Origin of the sequence: Streptomyces bicolor (assembly GCF_000719285.1) — a bacterium.
In the GTDB taxonomy this organism is placed as follows: Bacteria; Actinomycetota; Actinomycetes; order Streptomycetales; family Streptomycetaceae; genus Streptomyces; species Streptomyces bicolor.
In genome coordinates this window covers 94816-120221 of the sequence record NZ_JOFS01000005.1, presented here as the reverse complement: position 1 = coordinate 120221, position 25406 = coordinate 94816, and the positions used below count along the sequence as shown (strand labels likewise).

The window sequence follows — 25406 nt, the reverse complement described above, 5'->3', positions numbered from 1 at the left end:
AATCGAACGACGTTCGTACGGTCGGGCAGACGTTAAGCGCGGGAACCGGAATGCGTCAACACCTCCGGCAGCAGTAGCCCGTGGGACCCGCAAGGGCGCACTAGACATGCCATGTCTAGTGCCGGGCGAATCGCAATATCGCTGCCGATAACCGGCAAAACGACTTCCAGTGGATGGCAGTTCATCCCTGCACAGCCGTTGACATGGACGGGTTACAGGGCCGAACTTCATGCGTAACACCCGGTACCCGACACCCAGGAGTACCGGCCCCACTCGTGTGTTCTCTCCGCCAAGGGGACGCCCTCGTGCCCGAATCGTCGGGACGTACGGCCTCCCTCCCGCGAACGGACGGGCGGTTTCCCGTAGATGAATACGCCGAATCCCCCTGGACGTAGGAGCAAGCCCCATGTCGTCAGGAAGACTGTCCCGACGCACGCTGCTGGGTGCCGCGGGCGCCGCTGTGGCCGCGACCGCGCTGCCCGTGACCCCCGCGTTGTCGCGCCTGCTGGCGGAGGCGGCCGCCGCGGACCCCCAGACCAACCTGGAAAAGCTGGTGAACATGCGGTTCGGCATGTTCAACCACTTCAGCCTGGGCACGTTCACCAACGAGGAGTGGGCGGCCCCGAACCAGGACCCCGCCAAGTTCGCCCCTCCGACCGTGGACTGTGCCCAGTGGGCGGCCGCCGCCGCGGCGGCGAAGATGAGTTACGGCCTCCTGACGACCAAGCACCATGACGGCTTCGCCCTGTGGCCGAGCGCCTATGGAACCCAGAACGTCGCGAACAGCTCCTACAAGCAGGACGTGGTGAAGGCGTACTGCGACGCCTTCCGGGCGAAGGGGCTGAGGGTCGGTTTCTACTACTCGATATGGGACCGCACCTTCGGCGTCGAGGCGTGGGAGACCCGGCACACGGTGTCCGGTCTCGACATCACCGATGCCATCCAGCCCAGCGACATGACCTTCATCCTCGGTCAGATCACCGAGCTGCTCACCAACTACGGCACCATCGACATGTTCGTCACCGACGGTTACGCGTGGCAGATGGGCCAGCAGGCCGTCTCGTACCAGCGGATCCGCGAGCACGTGAAGTCGCTCCAGCCGGACATCGTCATGATCGACCACGGTGCGCTGTCGGTGCCGTTCATCGGCGACGCGATCTACTTCGAGGAGCCGATGGGCATCACCGCGCCGGCCGGAAACACCTACGCAGCCACGCAGGGACAGACGATCAGCAGGGGCTGGTTCTGGCATCCGCACACGGCGACCGAGGATCCGATGAGCAAGGACGCGATCCTGTCCCACCTGGCGGACCTGGAACCGAAGTACACCTCGTTCATCCTCAACTGCCCGCCCAACCGCAACGGCAGACTGGACACCAACATCGTCAACCGACTCGCCGAAGTGGGGGCGGCCTGGAGCCCGAACACCTCCCGCCCGCGACTGCCCGCCCAGATGCCCCGAGCCGAACACCCCGTGACCCCCGTCAGCGCCTACGCCACCGGATTCCGCACCGGCGAGGGACCGCTCAACGCCATCGACGGACTCAGCGACAGGGGCTACGAGACCTGCTGGTCGACGTGGGGGCTGTCCCCGGCCCTGCCTCACTCGATCACGATCGATCTCGGCGGGGTGTGGAGCAACGTCTCCACCCTGGAGTACCTGCCCAAACAGTGGAACCGCACCAACTCCACCGACGGCGACATCACCTCGTACACCATCTCCACCAGCACCGACGGAACGAACTTCACCCAGGTCGCCACCGGCACCTGGGCCGGCGACCGCGCCACCAAGGTGGCCGAATGGCCCGCCCGGAACGTGGGCTTCGTACGGATCCAGGCCAACGCGGCCACCGGCGGCTACGCCAACATGGGCGGCGTCAGGATCGGCGGCCGGACGGCCAAGCCGGCACTGGTGTCGAAGGTCCTGCCGGGCGACGGCACTGTCTACCGCATCGTCAACCGCAAGAGCGGCAAAGTCGTCGACGTGTACAACTTCGGCACCGCCAACGGCACCAACATCCAGCAGTGGCCGTGGCTGAACAACACCGCCCAGAAGTGGACCTTCGCCTCCACCGGAGACGGCTACTACGAGATCAAGAACGTGAACAGCGGCAAGCTGATGGAGGTGGCCGGACTCTCGCGGGCGGAGGGCGGGAACGTCGCCATCTACCAGGACGACAACGTTCCCCAGCAGCACTGGGCGGTCACGCCGACCGGCGACGGTTACTACTACTTCACCAACCGGTTCAGCGGACTGTCGCTCACCGTCGACGGAGGCTCGACCGGCGATGGGGCCAACATCAACCAGTCCACGTACAACCGCGCGCCTGAGGAGCAGTGGCAGATCATCGCCCTCTGACGGTCCCGACGACGGGCGGCGCCTTCGCCGACGCCCGTCGTCGGTCGGCTTTCACATCGTCCTCGATGCAGCCGTAGAGGCGCTCGTAGCGCAGGTCGACCTCGGGGGCGAGGGCCACGAGCAGGACGTTCAGCAGCCTGCCGGGCGTCGGCAGGCCTTCACCAGGTGTCGACGCAGCGGCGTGAGCCGCGCCGCCCGGGCTCGGGGTCATGCAGCAGCGTGCTGATCCAGCGTCGGGACTCGGCCGGGTCGATGACGTCGTCGATCTCGAAGACCGATGCGACGTTGAGGGCCTTGCCGTGCTCGTAGGCGGCCGCGACCCTGCGGGCGAACTCCCGCTCGCGCTCGTCCGCGTCCTCAATGGCTGCCAACTCCCGGCGGTAGCCCAGCCGCACCGCGCCCTCGATGCCCATCGGCCCGAACTCGCCCGTGGGCCAGGCAACCGTGAACCGGGGGATGCGGAAGCCGCCACCGGCCATGGCCTGGGCGCCCAGCCCGTAGCCCTTGCGCAGCACGATCACTCCGAAGGGCACCGTGAGCGCCGAGGCGTGGACGAACATGCGGCTGACATGCCGGACGGTCGCGGTCTTCTCCGCATCGGGGCCGACCATGAACCCGGGTGTGTCGCACAGGGAGACCACCGGCAGCCCGAACGCGTCGCACAGCTGCAGGAAGCGGCTCGCCTTGTCGGCCGCGTCGGAGTCGATGGCGCCGCCCAGATGCCGCGGGTCGTTGGCGAGGATGCCGCACGGACGCCCCTCCACCCGGGCCAGAGCGGTGATGACGCCGCGTCCGAAGTGCCGTCGCAGCTCCAGGACGGAGTCCGCGTCGGCGAGGGTGGCGATGACCGCACGCACGTCGTACGCCCGCCGCCGGTTCTCGGGAACGAGCTGGCGCAGTCGGCGCTGGTCGGGGCACTCCCATTCCGTCACCGGCCCCTGGAAGTACGACAGATACGTGCGCGCCAGCCGGACGGCATCCGCGTCGTCCTCGGCCTGGAGGTCGATGACGCCGTTCGCCCGCTGGACCTCGACCGGCCCGATGTCCTCCGGCGCGTAGCTGCCCAGTCCCCCGCCCTCGATCATCGCCGGGCCGCCCATGCCGATGGTGGCCTCGGGCGTGGCGATGATGACGTCGCAGCAGCCGAGCAGCGCGGCGTTGCCGGCGAAGCAGCGCCCCGAGCCGATGCCGACCAGCGGCACCTTCCCGCTCAGGGACGCGAACAGCGCGAAGGCCATGCAGTCCAGGCCGGAGACCACCGTGCCGTCCACATCGCCCGGCCGGCCGCCGCCCCCTTCGGCGAACAGGACGACGGGCAAGTGTGCCTGTTCGGCCACCGCGAAGAGCCGGTCCTTCTTGCGGTGGCCCATGATGCCCTGGGTGCCGGCCATCACGCTGTAGTCGTACGACATCGCCACCACGCGGGCGGACCGGGGTCCGAACCGGTCGGCGCCCACCGTGCCCACGCCGCCGACCAGGCCGTCGGCGGGGGTGCGGCGGATGAGTTCGTCCAGGGACCGGCGGCTGCGCTGGGCGGCGATGGCCAGGCCGCCGTACTCGACGAAACTGCCCGGATCACACAGGTCGGCGATGTTCTCGCGGGCGGTGCGCCGCCCCTCGGCGTGCCGCCGGGCGACCATCTCGGGGCGGTCGCCGTCGTCGCCGAACCGCTTGCGCGCCCGCACCTCCTCCAGATCGGCTCGTGGGGCGTCCGGGTCCGGCCGCTCCTCGGGGTGCGGCTCACCGTCCGCCGCGCCGGTGGCCTCCATCACCACCAGCGGCTGACCGTGCTCGGCCAGATCACCCAGCTCTGCCCGTACGGCGACGACCACGCCGTCGCCCGGCGCCTGGAGCAGGTGCTCCATCTTCATGGATTCCAGGACCACCAGTGTGCTTCCGGCCCGTACGCGCTCGCCTTCGGCGACGGTGACGTCGACGATGGTGGCCGTCATGGGCGCGGTGACGGTGAGCGTGCCCTGCGGCTCGAACGCGTCGGGGACCTCCGCGTCCTTCCCCCGGTCTGTCTCCTGTTCTCTCTCCTGCGGGACCAGTGCGGGCAGGAGTTCGTCGAACAGCGCCGTGTGCAGCCGCCCGGCGACGACCTCGGGTGCCTCCAACAGTCGCCGCAGCACCTCGGCGTTGGTGGCGACTCCCTCGACCCTCAGCTCCGCCAGGGCGCGGCGGGCGCGGGCGAGCGTTTCGGGCAGGCTGCCGGAACCGTCGTGGGCGACGAGCTTGGCCAGCAGCGAATCGAAGCGCGGGCTGACCCGACCGCCGGGGAACGCGGCGGTGTCGACGCGCACACCCGGCCCGGCCGGCGGCCAGAAGACGTCCAGGGTGCCGGCGGCGGGCAGCACCGTGCCGTTGGGGCGAATCGTCTCGGCGTTGACCCGCACCTGCACCGCGCAGCCGCGGGGAACGGGAGCCTGCCCCGCCCCGATCCGGTCGAGGCTCTCGCCGGAGGCCACCCGCAGCTGGGCCTTGACCAGGTCGATGCCGGTGACCTCCTCGGTGACGGTGTGTTCGACCTGGATGCGCGGGTTGGCCTCGAGGAAGTAGAAGCCCGGGGAGCCGTCGCCGGTGTCCACGAGGAACTCGAACGTGCCGAGACCGGCGTAGGCGACCTCCTGGGCCATGCGCAGCGCCGCATCGTGCAGCCCGGCCCGCACCGCCTTGTCGAGGCCGGGCGCCGGCGCGATCTCCACGATCTTCTGCCGGTGCCGCTGCAGGCTGCAGTCGCGGTCGCCGTAGCCGACGACGGCGCCCGTGCCGTCGCCGAGCACCTGCACCTCGACATGGCGGGCACGCCGCAGCAACTGCTCGACGTAGACCGCGCCGTCGCCGAAGGCGTGCGAGGCCTCGGAACGGCAGCGCCGGAGGGCCTCCTCCAACTGCCCTGCCTCGTACACGGCCCGCATGCCGCGCCCGCCGCCGCCGGCGACCGCCTTGACCATCACCGCGGCACCCTCGCCGAGGCCGGCCATGAACGCACGCGCCTCCTCGATGCCGGTGTCGCCGTACGTCGCCGGCAGCACCGGCACGCCGAGGCGCGCGGCGAGTTCACGGGCCGCGGTCTTGTCGCCGAGCGTCCGCAGCACCTCGGGGCGTGGCCCGACCCAGGTGAGTCCGGCGTCGGTGCACCGCTGCGCGAAGTCGGCGTTCTCGGCCAGCAGTCCGTAGCCGGGGTGGACCGCGTCGCAGCCCGTGCGCACCGCCGCGCCGACCAGGGCCGCGGCGTCCAGGAAGGCCTCCGGCCCCTCGCCGTCGAGCACCACGATCTCGTCCGCCATGCTGGTGTGCAGCGCGTCCGCCTCGTCGCGGGAACGCAGCGCCACCGTCAGCAGGTCCAGCTCACGGGCGGCGCGGATCACCCGTACCGCGATCTCGCCGCGGTTGGCGACCAGCAGCTTGGCCAGCCCCATCGTCACCGGTCCTTTCCATAGGCATCGGCAGCGGCCGGGGACGCCGAAGACACGGCGAGGCGCGCGGCCTGCTCCAGCAGCTCGCCCTTCTTCACCTTGCCGGTGGTGGTCATGGGCATGGCGTCGACGCACCTCACCACGGGCACCTTGTACGGCGCCATGTTCGCCCGCGCCCACGCGCGCACGCCCTCGGCGTCAAGCGCGGCGCCGGGGCGGGGCTGGACGAACGCCAGCGGCACCTGGCCCCGTTGGGGATCGTCCATTGGTACCACCGCCGCGGTCAACACATCCGGGTGCCGGGCCAACAGCGCTTCCAGCTCGGACGGGAAGACGCTCATACCCGAGACCTTGATCATCTCCTTGTTGCGGCCGAGGTAGTGCAGGCACCCGTCCTCGTCGATCATTCCGATGTCGCCGGTGTGCAGCCAGCCGTCGCGCAGAACCCGGGCGGTGGCCTCCGGCTGCCGCCAGTATCCGGTGAGCAGGGAGGGGGATCGTACGAGGATCTCGCCGCGCTCGCCCAGCGGCAGCGGCTCGGCGCTCTCGTGGTCGACAACCATGAACTCGGTTCCCGGCACGGGCAGTCCGCAGAAGACCGGCTCGGTCAGCAGGTCGTGGTCCCCGTCCTGGAACCCGGTGGTGAAGGAGTCCGCGGTGTGCGTCTCGGTCATGCCGTACGCCGCCTCCTGCAGCACGCTGTGCTCGCCGACCAGGGAGCTCCACCGGGCGCGGATCGCCGGCGTCAGCTTGCGCACGAACGACATGGCCCGCGGCTGCGCCAGGCTGGACAGGTCGGTGCCGGGCAGGCCGGGGTGCTCCATCAGCTCGACGTAGTTGTCGACCGTGCCCAGCATCAGCGTCACGCGGTACCGCTCGATCGCCTGCAGCACGGCCTCGGGGTCCCACCGGGTGAGCAGCACGATGCCGCTGCCGGTGAGCAGCGGCAGCAGGATGCCGAAGTCCTCGCCGGCAATCCAGAAGACCGGCACGTAGATCAGCAGCACGTCGGGGTTGTCGCCGGAGAGGTCCATCCCGGCGGCGGCCGCCGCCGTCGCCGCGGTGTAGAGCATGTGCCGCTGGGTGTGTTCGCAGCCCTTGGGCAGGCCGGTGGTCCCTCCGGTGTAGTTCAGGGCGGCGAGTGCGTCCAGGTCGGCCGGCTGGTCCTGGCCGCGGGCGCCGCCGACGGCCTGCCCCCACCCGCTGCCGGCCAGGCCGACACCCGCCAGGCCGGACGGCACCGGCAGCACCGGATCGGACGGGAGCATGTCGGCGAGGCTGGTGACGAGCACGCTCCGTACGGCGGTGTCGGGCCGCACCGCCTCGACCAGCGGTCGCAGGGTGTCAAGAGTGATCAGGACCTCCACCCCGGCGTCGGCCAGTTCGTGCCGCAGCTCGTACTCCCGGAACATCGGGTTCACCGGGACATGCACGGCACCGGCGCGCAGGATGCCGAGCATGGCGACGACGAACTGCGGGCAGTTGGGCAGGAACACCCCGACGCGGTCACCGGGGCCTACGCCGCTGCGCTGCAGCCAGCCGCACAGCCGCGCCGTCAGGTCCTCCAGCGCCGCGTACGTGATCTGCTCGCCGTAGAAGGTGATCGCGAGGCGGTCGGGATGACGCCGGGCCCAGTGCCGCAGGTGGTCGGTGAGCGGCCGCTGCCCGAGCGGGTACACCACCTCCCTCGGCATCGCGGCCGGCCATACGCGCTGCTGACGGGCCCGTACATCGGCCAAGTACTCCTCCACGCGCGCGTTGTCCGCCACGACGGCCTCCACCCTGCCCCTGGGATACCAACCGGTCGGCATGTGCCGCCTCACCGTAAAGGAGCCCGCGGGCCGGAACAAGGGTCCGGACGCCAGGTGTGGTGCGGCCGGATCGGAGGAGTCGTGGGCAGCTCCACGAGTCGGTCGAACCGAGAGTCCGACGCAACTGGGACACGCCGACAGCATTACCCAGCGACTAATTGAATGTAGTAAGGGTGAATCGTGAATTGACACAGCCGGGGGCTGATGCAAAATCCAGCGCGCAGGTGATCTCCATTCCGTGTATTCGGCAATGGCGCTAATTCGGCTTCAGCACGGCTTCGCATCCCGGCATGCTCTGGGTGCCCGGGCGCCAGGACCGAGCCGTCAGTACCTGTCTCAGCCGGTTGATCCGGTGATCGACGCAAAAAGACGCGAACCTTGGCCGAACACCGGCCGTCACGGCCGGGAAGCAATGCGCACGGCTGAGAGATCGAATTTCAGCGCTCTATTGTCAGGAGCAGGTCATGAAGAGAACGTGTCATGGCACCGTGGCACTTCTGGCCACGGTGTGCGGTTTCACTCTGTGCCTCACGGGCGCGGCCGGCGCGGCCGACGCACCGACGCCACAGATTCTCGCCACGACGCTGGTGAACAAGACCGGCACCACCATCACGGTCACCGCCGGAGTCGGACGGGGCAACACGATCAGTGTCTGGCAGTCAGGCGGCAGCATCAGGATCAGAGATACCGGAGACACGGTCGCACCGTCCGGCGACTGCTACGCCATCAGCACGACCGAAGTCGCCTGCAGGGCTGCCGACACCACCGAACTCGTGGTCAACGCCGGCGACCAGGACGACAACGTCACTTCCTCACTGGCGGCCCTCGGCGTCACCCTCATCGGCGGTGCCGGAAACGACAGCCTCTACGGCGGATCCGCCAACGACACCCTCGAAGGCGACGAGGGATCCGACTTCCTCTCCGGCGGCGCCGGAAACGACACGCTGACCGGGGGAGCCGAGGCGGACCGGATCTTCGGCGGCTCCGGCAATGACTCCGTCGAGGGACGCGGCGGCTCGGACATCGTGGACGGCGGTGCCGGCAACGACGTGATCTACGGCGGCAGCGGCAACGAGCACATCGTCGCCGGCGCCGGCAACGACTACGCCGAGGGCGGCAACGGCCGGGACACCATCGACGCCGTGGACAACGTCAGCGGCAACGACTACGTCGAAGGCGGCGCCGACGTGGACGACTGCCGCGCCGACTTGGGCGACAACGTCAGCGGATGCCCGTGACCAGCGCGAGTGAGCAGCGCGCCCAGTTCCCGTACACGGCGAGACAACACGAAAGGCGGGCACCCATGAGAACACGAAGCATCTGCACCACCGTGGTGGCGATCGGCGCACTCACCTGCGCCCCGCTGACCGCCGCCTCCGCCACGCCCGGTGCGGTTCCCGGGGCAAGCCTGGCCGGCACCACGGTCGTGCAGGAGGTGGGCGACACCTTGGTCGTCACGGCCGCCCAGGGTGTGGCGAACGACATCACCGTCCGGCGCCAGGGCAACGTTGTCGTGGTGACGGACACGGGCGACACCGTGTCCGCCGTCGCCCCGTGTCAGTCGACGGGGACGCACACGGCGGAGTGTCCGCTGCCCGTCACGTCGATACGGGTCAACGCCGACGACGCCGATGACAGCGTCACCATCTCCCCGAACCTGGAGGCCGCCGGAACGGTGATCGGCGGTGCGGGTGACGACCGCCTCAGCGGCGGCCCCCGGGCGGACCGGCTCGTCGGCGACGACCCGGCTGCCACCGGACTGCGGGCGACGCCGGGCAACGACACCATCAACGGCGGCCCCGGCCACGACACGATCTCGGGGCTGGCGGGTAACGACACCATCAACGGCAATGCCGGCAACGACACCCTCAACGGCGACGACGGCAACGACACCCTCGGGGGCGACCAGGGCAACGACACCCTCACCGGGGGCCGCGGCAACGACACGCACATCGGCAGCGAGGGCAATGACACCCTCAACGCCATGGACAGCGTGATCGCCAACGACAGCCTCGACGGCGGCCTCGGCTTCGACACCTGCAACCGCGACTCCGGCGACACGGCCGTCAACTGCCCCTGATCGGGACTTCCCGAACCGCTTTACCGTCACGCGCTCCTGCGGCATTCCGGAGGACTGATCGGATCGGAGGCGTCGCCGGGCAGCCGTATCGGCTGCCCGGCGGCAGCATGACAGCCGGTGATGAACGACTGCTGGTCGGCGATGCCGGCGCTGGTGAGAGCGCGCTCGGCGCCTGCCGAAGGTGGCCCCCTACGTGCCTACTGCACTGGTTGTGGCACGTGTCGTGCGCGCCTGAAACGTCCGGGAGCGACAGCGAAAGCGCGCCGAAGGCGTTGGCGAAGGCCAATTCTGCGCCGCGCGACCGCGGCTTGCGATCTCCGGTCGAGGCGGCTCAGCCGAGCAGTTGCGCGCTGCCGGCCGGTTCGCGACGCTCTTGTCCGTTGATGCGGTGCCGTTCGATGGACGAGCGCCGGTAGACCTCCTGCCGCACCCGCTGGATCTCACCGATGGGCCGGTGCTCCTCGCGTGAGCGCCACGGTGTGATCGACGTGGCGTCGGCGGCCACGAGGTTGCCGTCCCCGCCGATGTCCTGGCGCGGGAGGTCCACCCGGGCGACTGTCACCCAGGGGGCCAGCTCCTCGGGCCATTTCACGGAGGTGTTGTCTACCGGCATTCGGGCCAGATCGGTGTTGAGCTGCACCTGGAGCTCGAAGGAGTGATCGCGCTCGGCCACTTCGGCAACCAGAGTGCGACGGAACGCCTCGTTGTCCGCGCGCACGTCCACGATCTGGTGTGTGAGGGCGGCCAGGGACTCGGCCGTCGGCACGGTGCGGATCTTGGCGATGTGGTCGCCGTACCGGAAGGCTCCCATGCTGTTGTAGGTGTACGACAGCAGGTTCCGGCGCGGGACGGTGGTGAACGAGAGCATGGCGAACAGCTCGTCCCACAGCCAGCCTTCGGGATCAGTGAGCGTGCCCCGGCGGGTGAGGAACTCCGCCATCCAGGTCTTGCGGCGGGCGGGGTTCACCAGGGCCTCGGGCAGCTCGGCGAACAACTCCTCGATGACCATGTAGTCGTAGGCGGTGTTCGCGAAGAAGACCTCGTTGTTGATCAGGTTGAGGTCGAAGGTACCGGTGTCTTGTTCGTCGGCCAGCAGTGAGGGGCCGGGGACCCCGAACAGCTTGATGCCCATCCCGCACGCCGCGCCCAGCTGGTGGTCGGGACGCTGGTGGCCCAGACCGTTGGAGTAGCGGACGACGGCGTCGTAAACGGTGGGCCGGGCGAAGATGCCCTGCCCGTGGAATCCCCGGTTGTCACCGACCGTGACGGTGGCCTTGAGTAGCCCGTAGGTCTTTCCGTGAGCGGTCCGGACGGCGCGGCCGACGGCCTCACGCTCGACCGAGGCGCCGGTGCGCTGGGCCACCTGTGCGACCACTGCCTCCAACTCCTCTTGGTAAGTCGGGCGTTCGACGGGGCGGTAATCCTCATAGCGGACGGGATCCATGGTGCTGCCTCCCTGTGACGGTGCTGTCGACTCCAGACGCTAGCCAGCAATTCAATTGTGCACAACGTAACTGGTTGTGATGAATCACACGTTGCCGTGGGCAACCATATGGGGGGCGCCGCACCGCAGGGCCGACGTCGGCGTCGGCGGGCGGCGACTCCCCAGGCGCGGCGGGCCGACAACTCCCCCGTGAGGTCGGCCCCGTTGGGCCGAAGTGAAGCTCGCGGGTCGCGGGGTTGTTGTTGAGGCGGACGAAGACACTTGCGCCGCTGCCGAGCTTGATCGTGAGCACCACGCATGTGGCACTCAGCCCCCGCCGCCTGACCACCCAGTTCCGGGCCGAGCACACACGCGACGCCGTCGTCCGGACCGTCGCCACGGGCTGCGCACCAGACCTGGCACGGGTGGCCGCCGAGTGCGGCTACTACGACCACTCCCACCTCGTGCGCGACTTCAGGCAGTACACCGGCCTGAGCCCCACCGCCTGGCCGGCCGAAGAGTGCCGGAATATCCATGGCCGACATCGCGGCCCTTGAGTGAGAAGGCGAGCCGCGTGTCCTCCTCGCCCGCTCCCCGCCGACGTCCGCGCCCGGTGGGCCGAGCACCGCGCGCCACCGAACGGCTCAACCGCGCCGTCGAGCCCGCCGGTGCCCGGACGTCACGTCTGGTGCGCCGAGCGCCGGTTCGGCAGCGTGCTCATACGGTGTGATCGGGGCGACGGAGAAGCGGGCGCAGGGTCTCGATGACGCCCGGGTCGTCCACTGTGGACGGGATGGGTTCATCCAGGCCGTCGGCGATACCGCGCATCGTCTTGCGCAGGATCTTCCCCGAGCGCGTCTTGGGCAGGGCGGCCACGACGGCGACCTCCTTGAGGGAGGCGACGGCACCGATGCGCTCGCGTACGAGCCGGACCAGTTCGGCCTCGACCTCGCCGGGGCCGCGGGAGGTGCCCGCCTTCAGGACGACGAAGCCGCGTGGCACCTGCCCCTTGAGGGGGTCCGCGACGCCGATCACGGCGCACTCGGCGACATCGGGATGAGCGGCCAGTGCCTCTTCCATGCTGCCGGTGGACAGCCGGTGTCCGGCGACGTTGATGACGTCGTCGGTGCGGCCCATGACATACAGGTAGCCGTCCTCGTCGAGGTGCCCGCTGTCGCCGGTGAGGTAGTAGCCGTCGTAGGCGGAGAGGTAGGAGGCGACGAAGCGGGCGTCGTCGTTCCAGAGGGTGGGCAGCGCACCGGGCGGTAGGGGGAGCTTCACGACGATCGCGCCGTCGACGCCGGTCGGCACGGGCTGCCCCGAGGGGTCGAGGACGCGGACGTCCCAGCCCGGCAGGGGACGGGTGGGCGAGCCGGGTTTGACGGGGGCGGCCTCGATGCCGACCGGGTTGGCGACGATCGGCCAGCCCGTCTCCGTCTGCCACCAGTGGTCGATCACCGGGATGTCCAGGAGGGCGCTCGCCCAGTGGTAGGTCTCGGGGTCGAGGCGCTCACCGGCGAGAAAGAGGTAGCGCAGGCGGGAAAGGTCGTAGGCCGCGGTGAGGGCTCCCTTCGGGTCCTCCTTCCTGATGGCGCGGAAGGCGGTGGGTGCCGTGAACATGGTCTTGACGCCGTGTTCGGCGGCGACCCTCCAAAACTGGCCCGCGTCCGGGGTACCGACCGGCTTGCCCTCGTACAGCACGGTCGTCGCACCGGCCAGCAGCGGCCCGTAGACGATGTACGAGTGCCCGACCACCCAGCCGACATCGGATCCGGTGAACATCGTCTCGCCCGGGCCGATGTCGTACACGGCACTCATCGACCAGTTCAGAGCCACGGCGCAACCGCCGCAGTCGCGGACGACTCCCTTGGGTTTTCCGGTGGTTCCGGACGTGTAGAGGATGTAGAGGGGGTCGGTCGCGGCCACGGGAACACACGCGGCCGGCGGTGCGGCGGCGACCAGGTCGGCCCAGTCGAGGTCGTCCGGCCCCAACTCGGCCCGCTCCTGCGGGCGTTGCAGGACCACCCGTTTCTGCGGCTTGTGCTCGGCGAGTTCGATCGCGCGGTCCAGCAACGGCTGGTACGGGATGACGCGCCTGCCCTCGATGCCGCAGGAGGCGGAGACGACCACCTTGGGGGTGGCGTCGTCGATACGGACCGCGAGTTCGGGCGGGGCGAACCCGCCGAAGACGACCGAGTGGACGGCGCCGATGCGTGCGCAGGCCAGCATCGCGACAGCGGCCTCGGGGACCATCGGCATGTAGATGACCACCCGGTCGCCGTACCCCACACCGAGCCCGGCGAGTGCCCCGGCGAAGGCCGCCACCTCGTCCCTGAGCTGGGCGTAGGTGTAGGTGCGCCGGGTGCCGGTCACCGGGGAGTCGTAGACGAGCGCGGGCTGTTCGCCCCGGCCGGCTTCGACATGCCGGTCCACCGCGTTGAAGCAGACGTTGAGCCGGCCGTCCGGGAACCAGCGGTAGAAGGGTGCGCCCGAGGGGTCCAGGGCACGGGACGGCGCCGCCTCCCATGCGACGCCTTCCGCCGCCCGCAGCCAGAAGGTCTCAGGGTCTTCGAGGCTGGCCCGGTAGACGTCCTCGTACGTTCCCATCGCGCTCTCCTTGACCATAGTCGTGGTGGCCCGCCTGCCCCCATGTCACATGGTGATCAGGCGACCGCCGATGAGCTCACCGTACGTCGCAAGTACACGGGTGCGTGCTCTCGCTGTCATCCGCGATGGATCCGCCCTGCCCTCCACGCCACAGGAGTGGCCCGCGTGCCGGAACGGCCCGTCACGTCAGGCTCGATGGGACGATCCCGTAGCGGCGCATCTTGCGGTACATCGTGGCGCGGGAGATCCCGAGGTCCTGCGCGGTTTGCTGGACGTTGGAGTTGCGGTCCATCAGCCCGCGCAAAATGGCGTCGCGTTCCAGCGCCTCGATGGTGGTGAGGACCTTGTTCGACGACACCCGGCATTCCGGCGGCAGGTCCTCCGCGTGGATCATCCGGCCCGAGGGCCGCCGCGCCAGGCCCCGGATCACCGACTCCAGCTGCCGTACGTTCTCCGGCCAGGGACATCGCTGCAGCAGGGTCAGCGCATCCGGGGAGAACCCGTTCTCACCGCTCGGCCGGTACTTGCGCAGGAAGAACCGTGCGAGGTGCTCGATGTCCCCATAGCGATGACGCAGGGCGGGCACCTCCACCGAGGCGTCGCAGAGCAGGTCGAGGTCGTCGTCGGCGCCGATCATCGACGGCTGGCTGGTCATGACCAGGTTCCCGGTCGCACTGCCGTCCCGCCGCGCCAGCAGGGCCGTCAGCCGCTGCCGCTGCTGGTCGCCCAGCAGGTGGACATCGCGCAGGAGGAGCACGTTGGACGGCACGACGAGCAGCTCCTCGATGTCGTGCAGCCAGCGCTCGGTGACGGCGGTTGAATCCGACATCGGCGCTTCCCGTATCTCCAGCCGACGCCCGGCGCCGTGGGCCCGGTGCAGGGCTTCGACCAGCGTCCTCTTGCCGACGCCGGCTTCGCCCAGGAGATGAAGCCCTGTCCCGGCGACGAACGCCGCCTCGCTGTCGGCGACCGCGCGCAGCCAGTGCGGGGACGAGCCCACCAGTCCCAGGCCGGCGCGGACCGGCGCGGCGGAAACCGCAGCCGTGGACTGGGGCCTCCCGATCAGCCGGACTCGGAAGACGGCGCCCGCGTCGCTGTCCTCGCGCCGGCAGCGGCTGACCCTGAGTTCGGCCACCCGCCCCGAGGGCAGGGCGATGCTGCGGGTCCCCTCCAGCCGGGGATGCTCGGCGATCTCACGCGCATGGTCGAGCAGCGCGTAGTGGTCGGGCCCGGTCACGGCTGCGCTGAGCTGCTCGTTCATCATGACGACATCGCGGTTGAGTGCCAGCACGGGTCCCGGGCGCGCCGAGGAGCACGCCTCCAAGTAGTCCTGGAACAGGGCCCGCTCGCGCCGCGAGGTGATCGCCGCGATCTCGGCCTCTATCTGGGCCGCGACCGAGCGGGCGAAGGCCATCAGCATGCCGTCGGAGCCCTGGCGGATGGTGGTGAGGTTGAACGCTCCCAGCACGCTGCCGCGGGTGGGATGCAGGATCGGTACGGCCGCGCAGTGGAAGTCCCGCAGCTCCTCGACGTAGTGCTGCCTTCCGGCGATCACGACAGGGCGGCCGCTGGCCAGCGCGGTTCCGATGCCGTTGGTGCCGACGTAGCGCTCGGAGAACACATGGCCCGGGGCCAGACGCACGCGGTTGAGGTGCGTCGTCAGGCCGTCGTGGGACACCTTCCGGGACAGCACGACGCCGTTGCGGTCCGTGATCATCGTGGATACCGGGTCGTCGGCGAGCTGCTCGTGCAGCGTGTCCAGGATGGGCAGCGCCGCCCTGGCCAGGGGGCTGTCCAGATTGGGGTTGTCCAGGTAGGGGGCGTCGAGGCTGCCCGACTTCACCTTGTACTCGATCGAGCGTTGCCATGAGGCGACCACGAGTGGCCGGGCGCTCGGATCGTTGGTGGCTTCCAGATAGAGCTCTCTGGCTGTTGTCAGGGAGTTTCCGGGTTGGTGTCGGGGCATTTAACACTCCCGTGCGGCGCGCGTCACAGTCCTCGGTGCAGTGATTGGAACAGCTCGGCGGCGTCGCGCCTACGGCGTGTATCACATTGAGACATCCGCGGACGAATTCTGAGACATCGACCTGCGATCGGCCGCCTGTGTAATCGGCGCACCACCCACCCGCCGAGTCGCAGGGAGCCGCCATGAAAGCCGTGCAGGTCATCGAGTACGACGAGCCGCCCGTGCTCGTGGACGTGCCGGACCCGCAGATCACCGGCCCGCTCGATGTCATCGTGAAGATCGGGGGCGCCGGGGTCTGCCGGACCGATCTGCACATCCTCGAAGGACAGTGGAAGGACAAGAGCGGGGTCGCCCTTCCGTACACGATCGGTCATGAGAACGCCGGCTGGGTCGCGGAGATCGGGGAGGCCGTCACCAACGTCGAGGTGGGTGACCCGGTCATCCTGCACCCACTGGTGACCTGCGGTCTGTGCCGCGCCTGCCGGGACGGCGACGACGTCCACTGCATGAACTCGGCCTTCCCCGGCATCGACACCGACGGGGGCTACGCCGAGTACCTCAAGACCAACGCCCGCTCGGTCGTGCCCCTCGCCCCGTCCCTGGAGCCGGCCTCGGTGGCGGCCCTGGCCGACGCCGGCCTCACGGCGTACCACGCCGTCGCCAAGGCGGCCCGGGCACTGTGGCCCGGTGACAAGGCCGTGGTCATCGGCGCCGGCGGACTCGGGCACATCGGCATCCAGGTGCTGCGCGCCCTGTCGCCGGTCGAGATGATCGTCATCGACCGCAGCCCCGAGGCCCTCGCCCTGGCCAAGGAACTCGGCGCCGACCACACGCTCCTCGCGGACGGCACCGAAGCCGACCGCGTACGGGACCTCACCGCGGGACACGGTGCGGAGGCCGTTCTGGACTTCGTCGGTGAGGGCGGCGCCGTCGAGACGGGCGTGGCCTGCCTGCGCCGCAACGGCAACTACTACGTCATCGGCTACGGCGGCCACCTCCATGTGCCGACGATCGACGTCATCTCCACGGAGATCAACTTCATCGGCAATCTCGTGGGGTCCTACAACGACCTGTCCGAGCTGATGGTCCTGGCGGCCCGCGGCAAGGTCACCCTGCACACCCAGCGCTACCCCCTCGCCTCCTTCCGGCAGGCCCTCGACGACCTGCACGCCGGCGCCGTACGCGGCCGAGCGATCTTGATCCCCTGACACCGCAGGAGAAGCCCCATGCGCAGCAGACCGTACCCGGGCCTGGTCGCCGTCGCGGCCGTAGCGGCCCTGACCGCCACCGCCTGCACCGCCCAGAACGAGGCACAGCACAAGCCCAAGGAAAAGGCCGCGCTCTTCAAGCCCGGCTCGGAGATCAGCTACCAGAAGTACGGCAAGACCTACCCGGCGACGAAGGTCAAGGACGTCCCCGGCACCTGCAGCTACGAGTCGATCAGCCGCAAGGACTACTCCGGGCAGACGCTGAAGATCATCAGCCATGCCGTCCCGGTCATCGGTGAGCCGACGCAACTGCATGCCAAGCAGTTCGAGGAGATCACCGGCGGGAAGGTCGAGGTGGTCAACGTCCCCTTCGGAGAGCTCCACCAGAAGATCCTCACGCCCCTCCAGGCGGGCCAGCCGGCGTACGACGTCATGTTCTACCCGTCCCTGTGGATCGGCGACATGGCCCCGTACCTGGCTCCGGTGCCGGAGAAGTACCTGAACACCACCGGTATGCAGGACGTGACCGCGGCGTACATGGACGTGGCGACCTGGGACGGGAAGGTCGTGCAGTACCCGGTCGACGGCGACCGGCACTACCTCAAGGTCCGCACCGATGTACTGAAGGACCCCAAGTGGCAGGCGGAGTACAAGAAGGCCACGGGCAAGGACCTGAAGGTGCCCAGGACGTGGGCCGAATACCAGGACGTGGCCGAGGTGTTCAGCGGCAAGGACTTCGACGGCGACGGCAAGAAGAACTACGGCAGCGCCGAGGTCACCAAGCGCGACGACCTCACCTTCTCCGCATTCATCAGCCGGGCGGCGCCGTACGTGAAGAACCCGGACGTCAAGGGCGGTGTCTTCTTCGACGTCGAGACCATGAAGCCGCTGATCAACACGCCCGGCTTCGTGCGCGCCCTGGAGGACATGGTCAAGGCCAAGTCCACCTGGGCACCCGGCGGCGCCAACTTCGGCCTGGGCGACGAGATCTTCTCCTTCGGAGGCGGCCAGACACTGATGTCGTACTCCTGGGACGACGCCTTCATCCAGGCCCAGCAGCCGGACAGCAGGATCCGCAACGCGGTTGAGGCGGCGCCGCTGCCGGGCTCCACGGAGGTCTATAACCGCACCACGAAGTCGTGGGACAAGAAAGCGAACCAGGCGGCCTACTTCACCTGGGGATGGACCTCCGCGGTGGCCAAGGCGTCCAGCCACCAGGAGATGGCCTTCGACTACCTGTGCTTCTTCAGCAACGAGGCCAACACCGCCCTCGACCTGACCATCGGACGCTTCGGCGTCAACCCCTACCGCATCTCCCACTTCGACCCGGCGTTCTGGGAGAAGCAGGGCTGGGACGAGGACGTCGCCAAGGCGTACGTCAACACGCTCTCCGGCATGGAGGAGAACCCCAACCGCGTCTTCGACCTGCGTGTCCCCGGTGTCAACCAGTACATGTCCGCTCTGGCGAGCGGCGTCGCCGCGGCGCTGGCCGGCCAGGAGTCCCCGCAGCGGGCGCTGGACGGCGTGGCCGCGGAATGGGCCAAGATCACCGACCAGATCGGCAAGGAGAAGGCCCAGAGCGCCTATCGCAACGTGGTCGCGCTCGAGGACGAGTCCTGATCCGACCGCAGGGCGCCCCGGGTGGCCGGACCGCACCGGCCGGCCACCCGGGGACTCCGCCCCATTCCGCACGGAGAACCATTCCGCAAGGAGAACCATGGACGGCCTGCGCCGGCACAAGAGCATGTTCCTGCTGCCGGGACTGCTCACGCTCTTTCTGATCATCATTTTCCCGCTGCTGTTCACGATCCGCGTCAGCTTCTCCGGCTGGAACGTGTCCAGCCCTCGGATGGACTTCATCGGAGGGGCCAACTACACCGCGATGCTGGACGACAGCCGCTTCTGGGCCTCCATCACCCGGCTGATCCTGCTGGCGGGCGGCACGGTCCTGATCCAGTACGTCATCGGGTTCGGCATGGCCCTGCTGGTCTGGCGCGAGGTACGCGGCCGCAGATTGTGGCGGGTGCTCTTCCTCGTCCCCATGATGACCACGCCCGTGGTGATGGCCGCCATCTGGCAGACGATCTTCCATGAGTCGCTGGGGCCGGTGAACGACCTGCTGGGGATGCTGGGCCTGACGGAAATACCTTGGCTCACCGAGTCCGGACCGGCCCTGTTCGCGCTGATGACCGTCGAGGTCTGGCAGTGGACCCCTTTCATGTTCCTGTTGTTGCTGGCCGGCCTGCTCAGCCTGCCCAAGGAACCGTTCATGGCCGCCGCGATCGACGGCGCCGGCACCTGGCGCACCTTCTGGAAGGTGACGTTCCCGCTGATGGCACCGGTCTCGGTCGCGGCGGTCATCATCCGGCTGATCGAGGCGTCCAAGCTCTCCGACAGCGTCTACGTCCTGACGTCCGGCGGGCCCGGCTCCGCCACGGAGACCCCGGGTTACTACCTGTACATCCAAGGGCTCAGGGACCAGCAGACCGGCTACAGCGGCGCGATGTCCCTGACCTACCTCGTCCTGATGATCGTCACGCTCACGGTCGTCGCCGCCCTGCTCACCAGGGCCTTCAAGCTGAAGGGGGACTCATGAGGTCGCGCCTTTACCCCGTGTTCAAGTACACCGTGATCGCCCTGTGGGCCTGCTTCGTCGCGGGGCCGTTCTTCTGGGCGATGACGACGAGCTTCAAGAACGCCAACGCCGTGCAGGGCGGCCCGACTTACCTTCCCTGGGCGCAGTACGAGCCCACCCTCACCGGCTGGCGCAACATCTTCGGCGGAGCCGGCGGCGTCGATGTGATCGACCCCTTCGTCAACAGCGCGATCGTCACCCTCGCCGCGTCCGCCATCAGCCTGGCCCTGGGCTCCCTGGCCGCCTACGCGCTGTCCCGGTACCGGTTCAGGCTGGGCTTCATCAAGAACAGCGACATCGTCTTCTTCTTCGTCTCCCAACGGATCATGCCGCCGGTCGTCCTGGTGATCCCGTTCTTCTACCTCCTGCAGTGGGGTGGCCTCCTGGACACCATCCCCGGCCTGGTCATCGTGACGGTCGCGCTGCTGCTGCCGATCGCGGTCTGGGTGATGGTGGACTTCTTCAACGGCATCCCCCGGGAGATCGACGAGATGGCGATGCTGGACGGCTGCCCTCCGTTCCAGGCCTTCGTACGGGCGATCCTGCCGAACTCCCTGCCCGGGCTGACCGTGGCGGCGATGTTCTGCGCCGTGTTCGGCTGGAACGACTTCTTCTTCGCCTTCCGGCTGACCTTCACCGAGGTCCAGACCCTGCCCCAGGCGGTCGTCGCCCTCAACTCCTCCATTCCACCGTGGTGGACGCTGTCCGCCGCCGCGCTCTTCGGCGTGGCACCGCTGATCCTGCTCGCCCTGTGGGTGGAGCGCCTGTTGTCCAAGGGGAACCTGTCGGGAGCGGTCCGATGAACCTCAGCGCCACTGATCTGTGCCTGACCGTCGACGGCGTCGACCACCTCAGGAAGGTGACCGCCACCTTCGAGCCGGGACGGCTGCACACCGTCATCGGCCGGACGATGGCCGGGAAGACGACGCTGCTACGGGCCCTGGCCGGCCTGCAGAAAGTGGACTCCGGCTCGCTCACCCGGGCGGGAGCCGACTTCCTGAGGACGCCGGTGTGGCGGCGGGACACCGCCATGGTCTACCAGCAGTTCATCAACTACCCGCATCTCAACGTGTTCGACAACGTCGCCTTCCCGCTGAAGCGGGCCGGACTGTCACGGGACGAGATCCGGCGACGGGTCCGGCAGAGCCTGGCGAGCGTGGGACTCGCGGACTTCGAGCAGCGCAAGCCCTCCCAGCTCTCCGGCGGCCAGCAGCAGCGCGTCGCGATGGCCCGCGCCCTGGCCCGCGAGACCGGCATCCTCCTGCTCGACGAGCCACTGGCGAACCTGGACTACAAGTTGCGGGAACAGCTGCGCGACGAGTTCAAGGCCCTCTTCTCGGACCAGGGCGACACGATCGTCATCTACACGACCACCGAACCCGCCGAGGCGATGATGCTCGGGGACGTCGTCCTGGTCATGCACGAGGGGCGGATCCTCCAGACCGGGACGCCGCAGGAGGTCTACGAACGCCCGGCGACCACCACGGTGGCGTCCATCATCAACGACCCGCCCATGAACGTCTTCACGGGCCGACTCGAGGGCGGCCAGGTCACGGTGGCCGGCTTCCAGGCCACCCATGTCTCCCCGCACCTGGCCGACCTGCCCGACGGCGCCTACCGGTTCGGGCTGCGCGCCACCGACGTCAGCCTTGCCGCCGGCGGGGTCGAGGGCGAGGTCACCTTCGTGGAGATCTCCGGTTCCGAGACCTTCGTCCACGTGGCCGTCGGCGAGAGCCCCTTCGTCGTCCAGATCGAGGGCATCCACGACGTCGCCCTCGGCGACCTGGTCAAACTCCGGCTCCGTCCCGACCGGCTGTTCGCCTTCGACGAGCAGGGGTCGCTCGTGCGCACACCTTCATACGATCTCGCTTCAGTGGAAGGGCGTTGATATGGCCCAGTTGGACATAGTCGACGTCGGGCACGCGTACGCGCCGGGTGCCGAGGAGGAGCGGTGGGCGCTCAAGCCGCTGCAGCTGACCTTCGAGTCCGGCAGGACCTATGCGCTGGTCGGCCCCTCCGGCTGCGGCAAGACGACGCTGCTGAACATCCTGTCCGGCCTGGTCACGCCGTCCCGGGGGCGGGTGCTGTTCGACGGCGTCGACGTCACCGCCCTGCCCACGAAGGCCCGCAACATCGCCCAGGTCTTCCAGTTCCCCGTCATCTACAAGTCCATGACGGTCTACGACAACCTCGCCTTCCCACTGCAGTGCCGGCGCTGGGACGGGGCGAGGATCGACGCCAAGGTACGGCACGTCGCCGAGGCCCTGGACCTGCACGACCGGCTGAAGCAGCCCGCTCGCGGTCTCACCGCCGACGACAAGCAGCTGATCTCACTCGGCCGCGGCCTGGTCCGTGACGACGTGGCGGCGGTCCTGATGGACGAGCCGCTCACCGTGATCGACCCTCAGCTGAAGCACTCGCTGCGGCGCAAGATCCGAGAGATCACCGAGCAGTTCCGGCCCACGGTGATCTATGTGACGCACGACCAGTACGAGGCGATGAGCTTCGCGCAGGAAGTGCTGGTGATGAAGGACGGCCGTGCCGTGCAGCAGGGCACGCCGGAGCAGCTCTTCGAGGCGCCCTCGTCCACCTATGTCGGCTATTTCATCGGCTCACCGGCGATGAACTTCCTGGCCGTGGGCCGAAGCGACGGATCCCTCGCGCTGGGTGGCCGGACGCTGTCCGCCGCCTGGGACATCCCGCACGGCACGACCGAGGTCCAGGTGGGTGTCCGGCCCGAGTATGTCAAGATCGTCACGGACCCCGGTCACAACACCTTTCCCGGCAGACTGCGGGGCGTCACGGACCATGGCGCGCAGCGCGTGCTCGAGGTCGAGGTGGCCGGGCAGCTCGTCAGGACCAAGACGCCGCGGGAGGAGGGAATTCCGGCGGGCGAGGAGGTCCTGGTCCATCTGCCGCGCGCCAAGGTCCTTCCGTACGCGGACGGACAGTTGGTACTCCAGTCGTAACGACGCATCACCGAAGGAACCCTCATGATCTTCATCACCGCCAAGTTCCGAGTCCGTCCCGAGCACGCCGACCGCTGGCCCGAGATCACCGCCGACTTCACCCGGGCCACGCGCGCCGAGCCGGGCTGCCTGTGGTTCGACTGGTCGCGCAGTGTGGAGGACCCGACGGAGTACGTCCTGGTCGAGGCGTTCCGCGACGACGAGGCCGGGGCAGCGCATGTGCAGTCCGCGCATTTCAAGGCGGCGCAGCAGACGTTGCCGCCCCATCTGGTCGAGACGCCGCGCATCGTCAACATGAACGTTCCGCAGCACGACTGGTCGCTGCTGGGGGAGATGGCGGTCCCCGGCCAGGAGTAGCAAGGCCCGAGACGGTCAGGTGAACGTCCCGGCCAGGGGTTGTTCGGTCCACACCGTCTTTCCCTCGCGGGTGTACCGAGTGCCCCAGCGCTCGGCCATCTGGGCCACCAGGAACAGGCCGCGCCCGCCCTCGTCGGTGGTGCGGGCGCGGCGCAGGTGGGGTGAGGTGTGGCTGGTGTCGCTGACCTCGCACACCAGGCACCGTTCGCGGATCAGGCGCAAGGTCGCGGGGCCACTGGCGTAGCGGTAGACGTTGGTGACCAGTTCGCTGGCGATCAGCTCAGTCGTGAACGCCAAGTGCTCCAGACCCCATTCGGTCAGCTGGGCGGAGGTCAGGGCCCGGGCGCGGGCGGCGCTTTCAGGCTCCGGTGGCAGACACCAGGAGGCGACATCGTCCGGTGGCAGCGTGCGAGTGCGGGCGATCAGCAAAGCGACGTCGTCGCCGGGGCGCGATGGCACGAGCGAGTCGACCACCGCTTGGCATGTCCGTTCCAGCGCGTCGGCGGGGTGGGTCAGCGCTGCGCACAGCTTGGTCAGGCCGACGTCGGCATCGATGTGGCGTTCGCCGATGAGCCCGTTGGTGTACAGACTCAGCAGGCTTCCCTCGGTCAGTTCGACGTCCCGGGCCTCGAACGGCAGGCCGCCCAGGCCGAGCGGTGGGCCGGCCGGCAGGTCCAGCAGCTCCACCCGCCCGTCCGGAGCGGTCACCACGGGCGGCGGGTGGCCGGCGCGGGCCATGGAGCACCGCCCGGAGACCGGGTCGTACACGGCGTACAGGCAGGTGGCCCCGACGACCTGCTCCCCCACGGGCCGTTCGCCGGCTGCTTCCTGTTCGGCCGCCAGGAGGTCGACCAGGTCGTCCAGGCGGGAGAGGACCTCGTCCGGTTCCAGGTCGAGGCTGGCGAGGGTGTGTACGGCGGTACGCAGTCGGCCCATGGTGGCGGCGGCGTGGATGCCGCGTCCCACCACGTCACCGACGACCAGGGCGACCCGGGCCCCGGACAGGGGGATGACGTCGAACCAGTCGCCGCCCAGGCCCGGGGCCGCGCTGGCGGGCAAGTAGCGCATGGCCACCTCGACGGCCGACTGGTCCGGGACCGTCCGGGGCAGCAGGCTGCTCTGCAAGGTGAACGCGGTCTGCTGCTGCTGGGTGAAGCGCCGGGCGTTGTCGATGGCGATGGCGGCGCGCGAGGCGAGTTCCTGGGCGAGGGTGAGGTCGTCCGCCTCGAAGGGATCGGGGCGGCGTGAACGCCACAAGGTCATCACGCCCAGCACCAGGCCTCGTGCGGCCACGGGGACCACGATCAACGAGTGAGCGGCCAGGGCCGGGGCGTGGGCCCCCTGGTGGCCTTCCTTCGAGAACCAGTCGGGTGGGAGAACCGGTTCCAGGACGGGCCGTCCTTCGGCCAGGCATCTGGCCTGGGGGGTGTCGGGCCCGAACTCGACCGGCTCGCCCTGGGGATGGGGCGGGCCGGCCTGCTGGGCGCCGACGCTGCAGACGCCCAGGCGGACCACCGGCTCTGCCAGCGCCTGCGCCAGTTCCCCACCGCACGTCACCGGCCGAAGGAGGTCCACCGACGCGTGGTCGGCGAGGTGAGGCACCATCACCTCGGCGAGTTCCCGGGCGGTCTCCGCCACGTCAAGGGTGGTTCCGATACGGCTGCCGGCCTGGTCGAGGAGCGCGAGCCGACGCTGGGCCCGGTGCCGTTCGGTGATGTCCTCGATCATCTCGGCCACACCCAGGACGCGGCCGGACGCGTCCTCCATCGGGAAGGAGGAGACCATCGCGACCCGTTCCCGTGCCGGATCCCACTGCAGGCGAACGAACTGCTCGGAGTAGACCGTCGGCCTTCCGGTCTCCATCACCTGCCGCACCCGGTCCATGGCCCTGCGTGCGTCGTCGGGGACGAGGAAACAGCCGGTGGGCAGCCCTCGAAACTCCGCCGCCGGGACGCCGCTGAAGCGTTCGATGGCCCGGTTGACCTTCAGAAGCCTCAGGTCGGGGCCATGGACGACCAGGCCGATCGGACACCGGCGGTACAACCCGTCGAGCACCGCGCGGTCCCTCTGCCACTCCAGGACGTCGACCGCGAGTGCTCCGGCGAGAAACCACTCGCGGCTGTGGCCGTCGCGGGAGAGCGCTTGGGCCCTGAGCCCCATCTCCACGAGCCGCCCGTCGCGGTGCCGCACGTTGAGCACCCCGAACCAGCCGCTGTCTCTCCTGCAGCTCGCCGCGGCGTCCCTGACCGCCGGCAGATCGCGGGGATCGACAAGGACCTCGAACGCCGGACGACCGATCACGGCTGTCTCCGGATGGCCGAGCAGTTCCTGGGCCCGCCGGTTCCATCCGACCACGGTTCCCCGGTCGTCGAGCACCGCCAGGGCGGCGAGGTGCGGGGCGAACGGATCGTCGTGGCTTTCGCTGAGCTCCGTCATCCGCTTCTCCACCGCTGGACACCACTTTGTCCCATTGAACCCGGTGAGGCCGCGGGCTCGCCCGCCGCGAGGTACGGCGTGGCGGGCACCGGTGACGGAGCGGGGGCGGTCCCGAGGTGTCAGGGCCTCGACCGGG

18 protein-coding genes are annotated in these 25406 nt (G+C 69.3%); 11 read left to right on the top strand and 7 right to left on the bottom strand.

The features are described from left to right. Positions 1-406: 406 nt before the first annotated feature. The gene (locus tag IF78_RS0106775) at positions 407-2359 is read left to right on the top strand and encodes an RICIN domain-containing protein (RefSeq protein ID WP_031484120.1); all 1953 of its coding nucleotides are present in this window, start codon (positions 407-409) and stop codon (positions 2357-2359) included. Here the strand turns inward: IF78_RS0106775 and IF78_RS50370 are convergent. Genes IF78_RS50370 through IF78_RS0106760 form a run of 3 tightly spaced genes read right to left on the bottom strand, consistent with a single transcriptional unit; the run spans position 2346 to position 7547 of the window. Beyond that, positions 2346-2477, bottom strand: coding sequence for a hypothetical protein (locus tag IF78_RS50370; protein ID WP_267882963.1), 132 nt, complete (start codon positions 2475-2477; stop codon positions 2346-2348). The genes IF78_RS0106775 and IF78_RS50370 overlap by 14 nt on opposite strands. A gap of 40 nt (positions 2478-2517) precedes the next feature. Further along, positions 2518-5781, bottom strand: coding sequence for a carboxyl transferase domain-containing protein (locus IF78_RS0106765; RefSeq protein ID WP_037639841.1), 3264 nt, complete (start codon positions 5779-5781; stop codon positions 2518-2520). A 2-nt stretch (positions 5782-5783) separates the two neighbouring features. Next, the gene (locus IF78_RS0106760; protein WP_037639929.1) at positions 5784-7547 is read right to left on the bottom strand and encodes an AMP-binding protein; all 1764 of its coding nucleotides are present in this window, start codon (positions 7545-7547) and stop codon (positions 5784-5786) included. 506 nt (positions 7548-8053) lie between these two features. On the opposite strand from IF78_RS0106760, the gene IF78_RS44885 reads away from it, so the two are divergent. Beyond that, positions 8054-8827, top strand: a complete 774-nt coding sequence (locus IF78_RS44885) for a calcium-binding protein (RefSeq protein WP_078662335.1) — start codon at positions 8054-8056, stop codon at positions 8825-8827. Positions 8828-8892: 65 nt separating this feature from the next. Then, positions 8893-9669 carry a calcium-binding protein gene (locus tag IF78_RS43365; protein ID WP_199921419.1) on the top strand — a complete coding sequence of 259 codons (777 nt, stop codon included), beginning with the start codon at positions 8893-8895 and terminating at the stop codon, positions 9667-9669. A 331-nt stretch (positions 9670-10000) separates the two neighbouring features. Here IF78_RS43365 and IF78_RS0106745 read toward each other — a convergent pair whose 3' ends face one another. Further along, complete coding sequence (locus tag IF78_RS0106745; RefSeq protein WP_031484108.1) at positions 10001-11113, bottom strand: catalase family protein; 1113 nt, start codon at positions 11111-11113, stop codon at positions 10001-10003. Positions 11114-11397: 284 nt separating this feature from the next. On the opposite strand from IF78_RS0106745, the gene IF78_RS0106740 reads away from it, so the two are divergent. Continuing rightward, complete coding sequence (locus IF78_RS0106740) at positions 11398-11649, top strand: helix-turn-helix domain-containing protein (RefSeq protein WP_234439864.1); 252 nt, start codon at positions 11398-11400, stop codon at positions 11647-11649. A gap of 160 nt (positions 11650-11809) precedes the next feature. On the opposite strand, the gene IF78_RS0106735 is transcribed toward IF78_RS0106740, so the two are convergent. Together IF78_RS0106735 and IF78_RS0106730 are read right to left on the bottom strand one after the other, a co-directional pair. Then, complete coding sequence (locus tag IF78_RS0106735; RefSeq protein WP_031484105.1) at positions 11810-13699, bottom strand: AMP-binding protein; 1890 nt, start codon at positions 13697-13699, stop codon at positions 11810-11812. A 181-nt stretch (positions 13700-13880) separates the two neighbouring features. After that, positions 13881-15665, bottom strand: a complete 1785-nt coding sequence (locus tag IF78_RS0106730; protein WP_031484103.1) for a sigma-54-dependent Fis family transcriptional regulator — start codon at positions 15663-15665, stop codon at positions 13881-13883. A 182-nt stretch (positions 15666-15847) separates the two neighbouring features. Here IF78_RS0106730 and IF78_RS0106725 point away from each other — a divergent pair, with 182 nt between their 5' ends. The 7 genes from IF78_RS0106725 (at position 15848) to IF78_RS0106695 (ending at position 22834) form a co-directional block, all read left to right on the top strand. After that, complete coding sequence (locus IF78_RS0106725; RefSeq protein ID WP_031484101.1) at positions 15848-16873, top strand: NAD(P)-dependent alcohol dehydrogenase; 1026 nt, start codon at positions 15848-15850, stop codon at positions 16871-16873. Between the two features lie 18 nt (positions 16874-16891). Further along, entirely contained in the window at positions 16892-18493 is a 1602-nt protein-coding gene (locus tag IF78_RS0106720; protein ID WP_031484100.1) for an extracellular solute-binding protein, read from the top strand. A 97-nt stretch (positions 18494-18590) separates the two neighbouring features. Next, positions 18591-19469 carry a carbohydrate ABC transporter permease gene (locus tag IF78_RS0106715; RefSeq protein ID WP_031484098.1) on the top strand — a complete coding sequence of 293 codons (879 nt, stop codon included), beginning with the start codon at positions 18591-18593 and terminating at the stop codon, positions 19467-19469. Further along, positions 19466-20311 carry a carbohydrate ABC transporter permease gene (locus tag IF78_RS0106710; RefSeq protein WP_031484096.1) on the top strand — a complete coding sequence of 282 codons (846 nt, stop codon included), beginning with the start codon at positions 19466-19468 and terminating at the stop codon, positions 20309-20311. The genes IF78_RS0106715 and IF78_RS0106710 overlap by 4 nt, the downstream gene beginning before the upstream one ends. After that, entirely contained in the window at positions 20308-21396 is a 1089-nt protein-coding gene (locus IF78_RS0106705) for an ABC transporter ATP-binding protein (RefSeq protein WP_031484094.1), read from the top strand. The genes IF78_RS0106710 and IF78_RS0106705 overlap by 4 nt, the downstream gene beginning before the upstream one ends. Before the next feature lies 1 nt (position 21397). After that, positions 21398-22477: an ABC transporter ATP-binding protein gene (locus IF78_RS0106700; protein WP_031484093.1), complete on the top strand. Its 1080-nt coding sequence runs from the start codon at positions 21398-21400 to the stop codon at positions 22475-22477. A gap of 24 nt (positions 22478-22501) precedes the next feature. Then, positions 22502-22834: a putative quinol monooxygenase gene (locus IF78_RS0106695; protein WP_031484091.1), complete on the top strand. Its 333-nt coding sequence runs from the start codon at positions 22502-22504 to the stop codon at positions 22832-22834. A gap of 15 nt (positions 22835-22849) precedes the next feature. Here IF78_RS0106695 and IF78_RS0106690 read toward each other — a convergent pair whose 3' ends face one another. Then, positions 22850-25270 (bottom strand): SpoIIE family protein phosphatase, encoded by a 2421-nt coding sequence (locus tag IF78_RS0106690; RefSeq protein ID WP_031484089.1) that lies wholly within the window; start codon positions 25268-25270, stop codon positions 22850-22852. Positions 25271-25406: the final 136 nt, after the last annotated feature.

What these genes read in the sequence shown, in the direction of transcription:
- IF78_RS0106700 (WP_031484093.1), top strand. Translation starts at nt 21,398, where the DNA reads ATGGCCCAGTTGGACATAGTCGACGTCGGGCACGCGTACGCGCCGGGT.
- IF78_RS43365 (WP_199921419.1), top strand. Translation starts at nt 8,893, where the DNA reads ATGAGAACACGAAGCATCTGCACCACCGTGGTGGCGATCGGCGCACTC.
- IF78_RS0106705 (WP_031484094.1), top strand. Translation starts at nt 20,308, where the DNA reads ATGAACCTCAGCGCCACTGATCTGTGCCTGACCGTCGACGGCGTCGAC.
- IF78_RS0106690 (WP_031484089.1), bottom strand. Translation starts at nt 25,270, where the DNA reads ATGACGGAGCTCAGCGAAAGCCACGACGATCCGTTCGCCCCGCACCTC.
- IF78_RS0106730 (WP_031484103.1), bottom strand. Translation starts at nt 15,665, where the DNA reads ATGCCCCGACACCAACCCGGAAACTCCCTGACAACAGCCAGAGAGCTC.
- IF78_RS0106745 (WP_031484108.1), bottom strand. Translation starts at nt 11,113, where the DNA reads ATGGATCCCGTCCGCTATGAGGATTACCGCCCCGTCGAACGCCCGACT.
- IF78_RS0106765 (WP_037639841.1), bottom strand. Translation starts at nt 5,781, where the DNA reads ATGGGGCTGGCCAAGCTGCTGGTCGCCAACCGCGGCGAGATCGCGGTA.
- IF78_RS0106710 (WP_031484096.1), top strand. Translation starts at nt 19,466, where the DNA reads ATGAGGTCGCGCCTTTACCCCGTGTTCAAGTACACCGTGATCGCCCTG.
- IF78_RS0106695 (WP_031484091.1), top strand. Translation starts at nt 22,502, where the DNA reads ATGATCTTCATCACCGCCAAGTTCCGAGTCCGTCCCGAGCACGCCGAC.
- IF78_RS44885 (WP_078662335.1), top strand. Translation starts at nt 8,054, where the DNA reads ATGAAGAGAACGTGTCATGGCACCGTGGCACTTCTGGCCACGGTGTGC.
- IF78_RS0106725 (WP_031484101.1), top strand. Translation starts at nt 15,848, where the DNA reads ATGAAAGCCGTGCAGGTCATCGAGTACGACGAGCCGCCCGTGCTCGTG.
- IF78_RS0106715 (WP_031484098.1), top strand. Translation starts at nt 18,591, where the DNA reads ATGGACGGCCTGCGCCGGCACAAGAGCATGTTCCTGCTGCCGGGACTG.
- IF78_RS0106735 (WP_031484105.1), bottom strand. Translation starts at nt 13,699, where the DNA reads ATGGGAACGTACGAGGACGTCTACCGGGCCAGCCTCGAAGACCCTGAG.
- IF78_RS0106720 (WP_031484100.1), top strand. Translation starts at nt 16,892, where the DNA reads ATGCGCAGCAGACCGTACCCGGGCCTGGTCGCCGTCGCGGCCGTAGCG.
- IF78_RS0106775 (WP_031484120.1), top strand. Translation starts at nt 407, where the DNA reads ATGTCGTCAGGAAGACTGTCCCGACGCACGCTGCTGGGTGCCGCGGGC.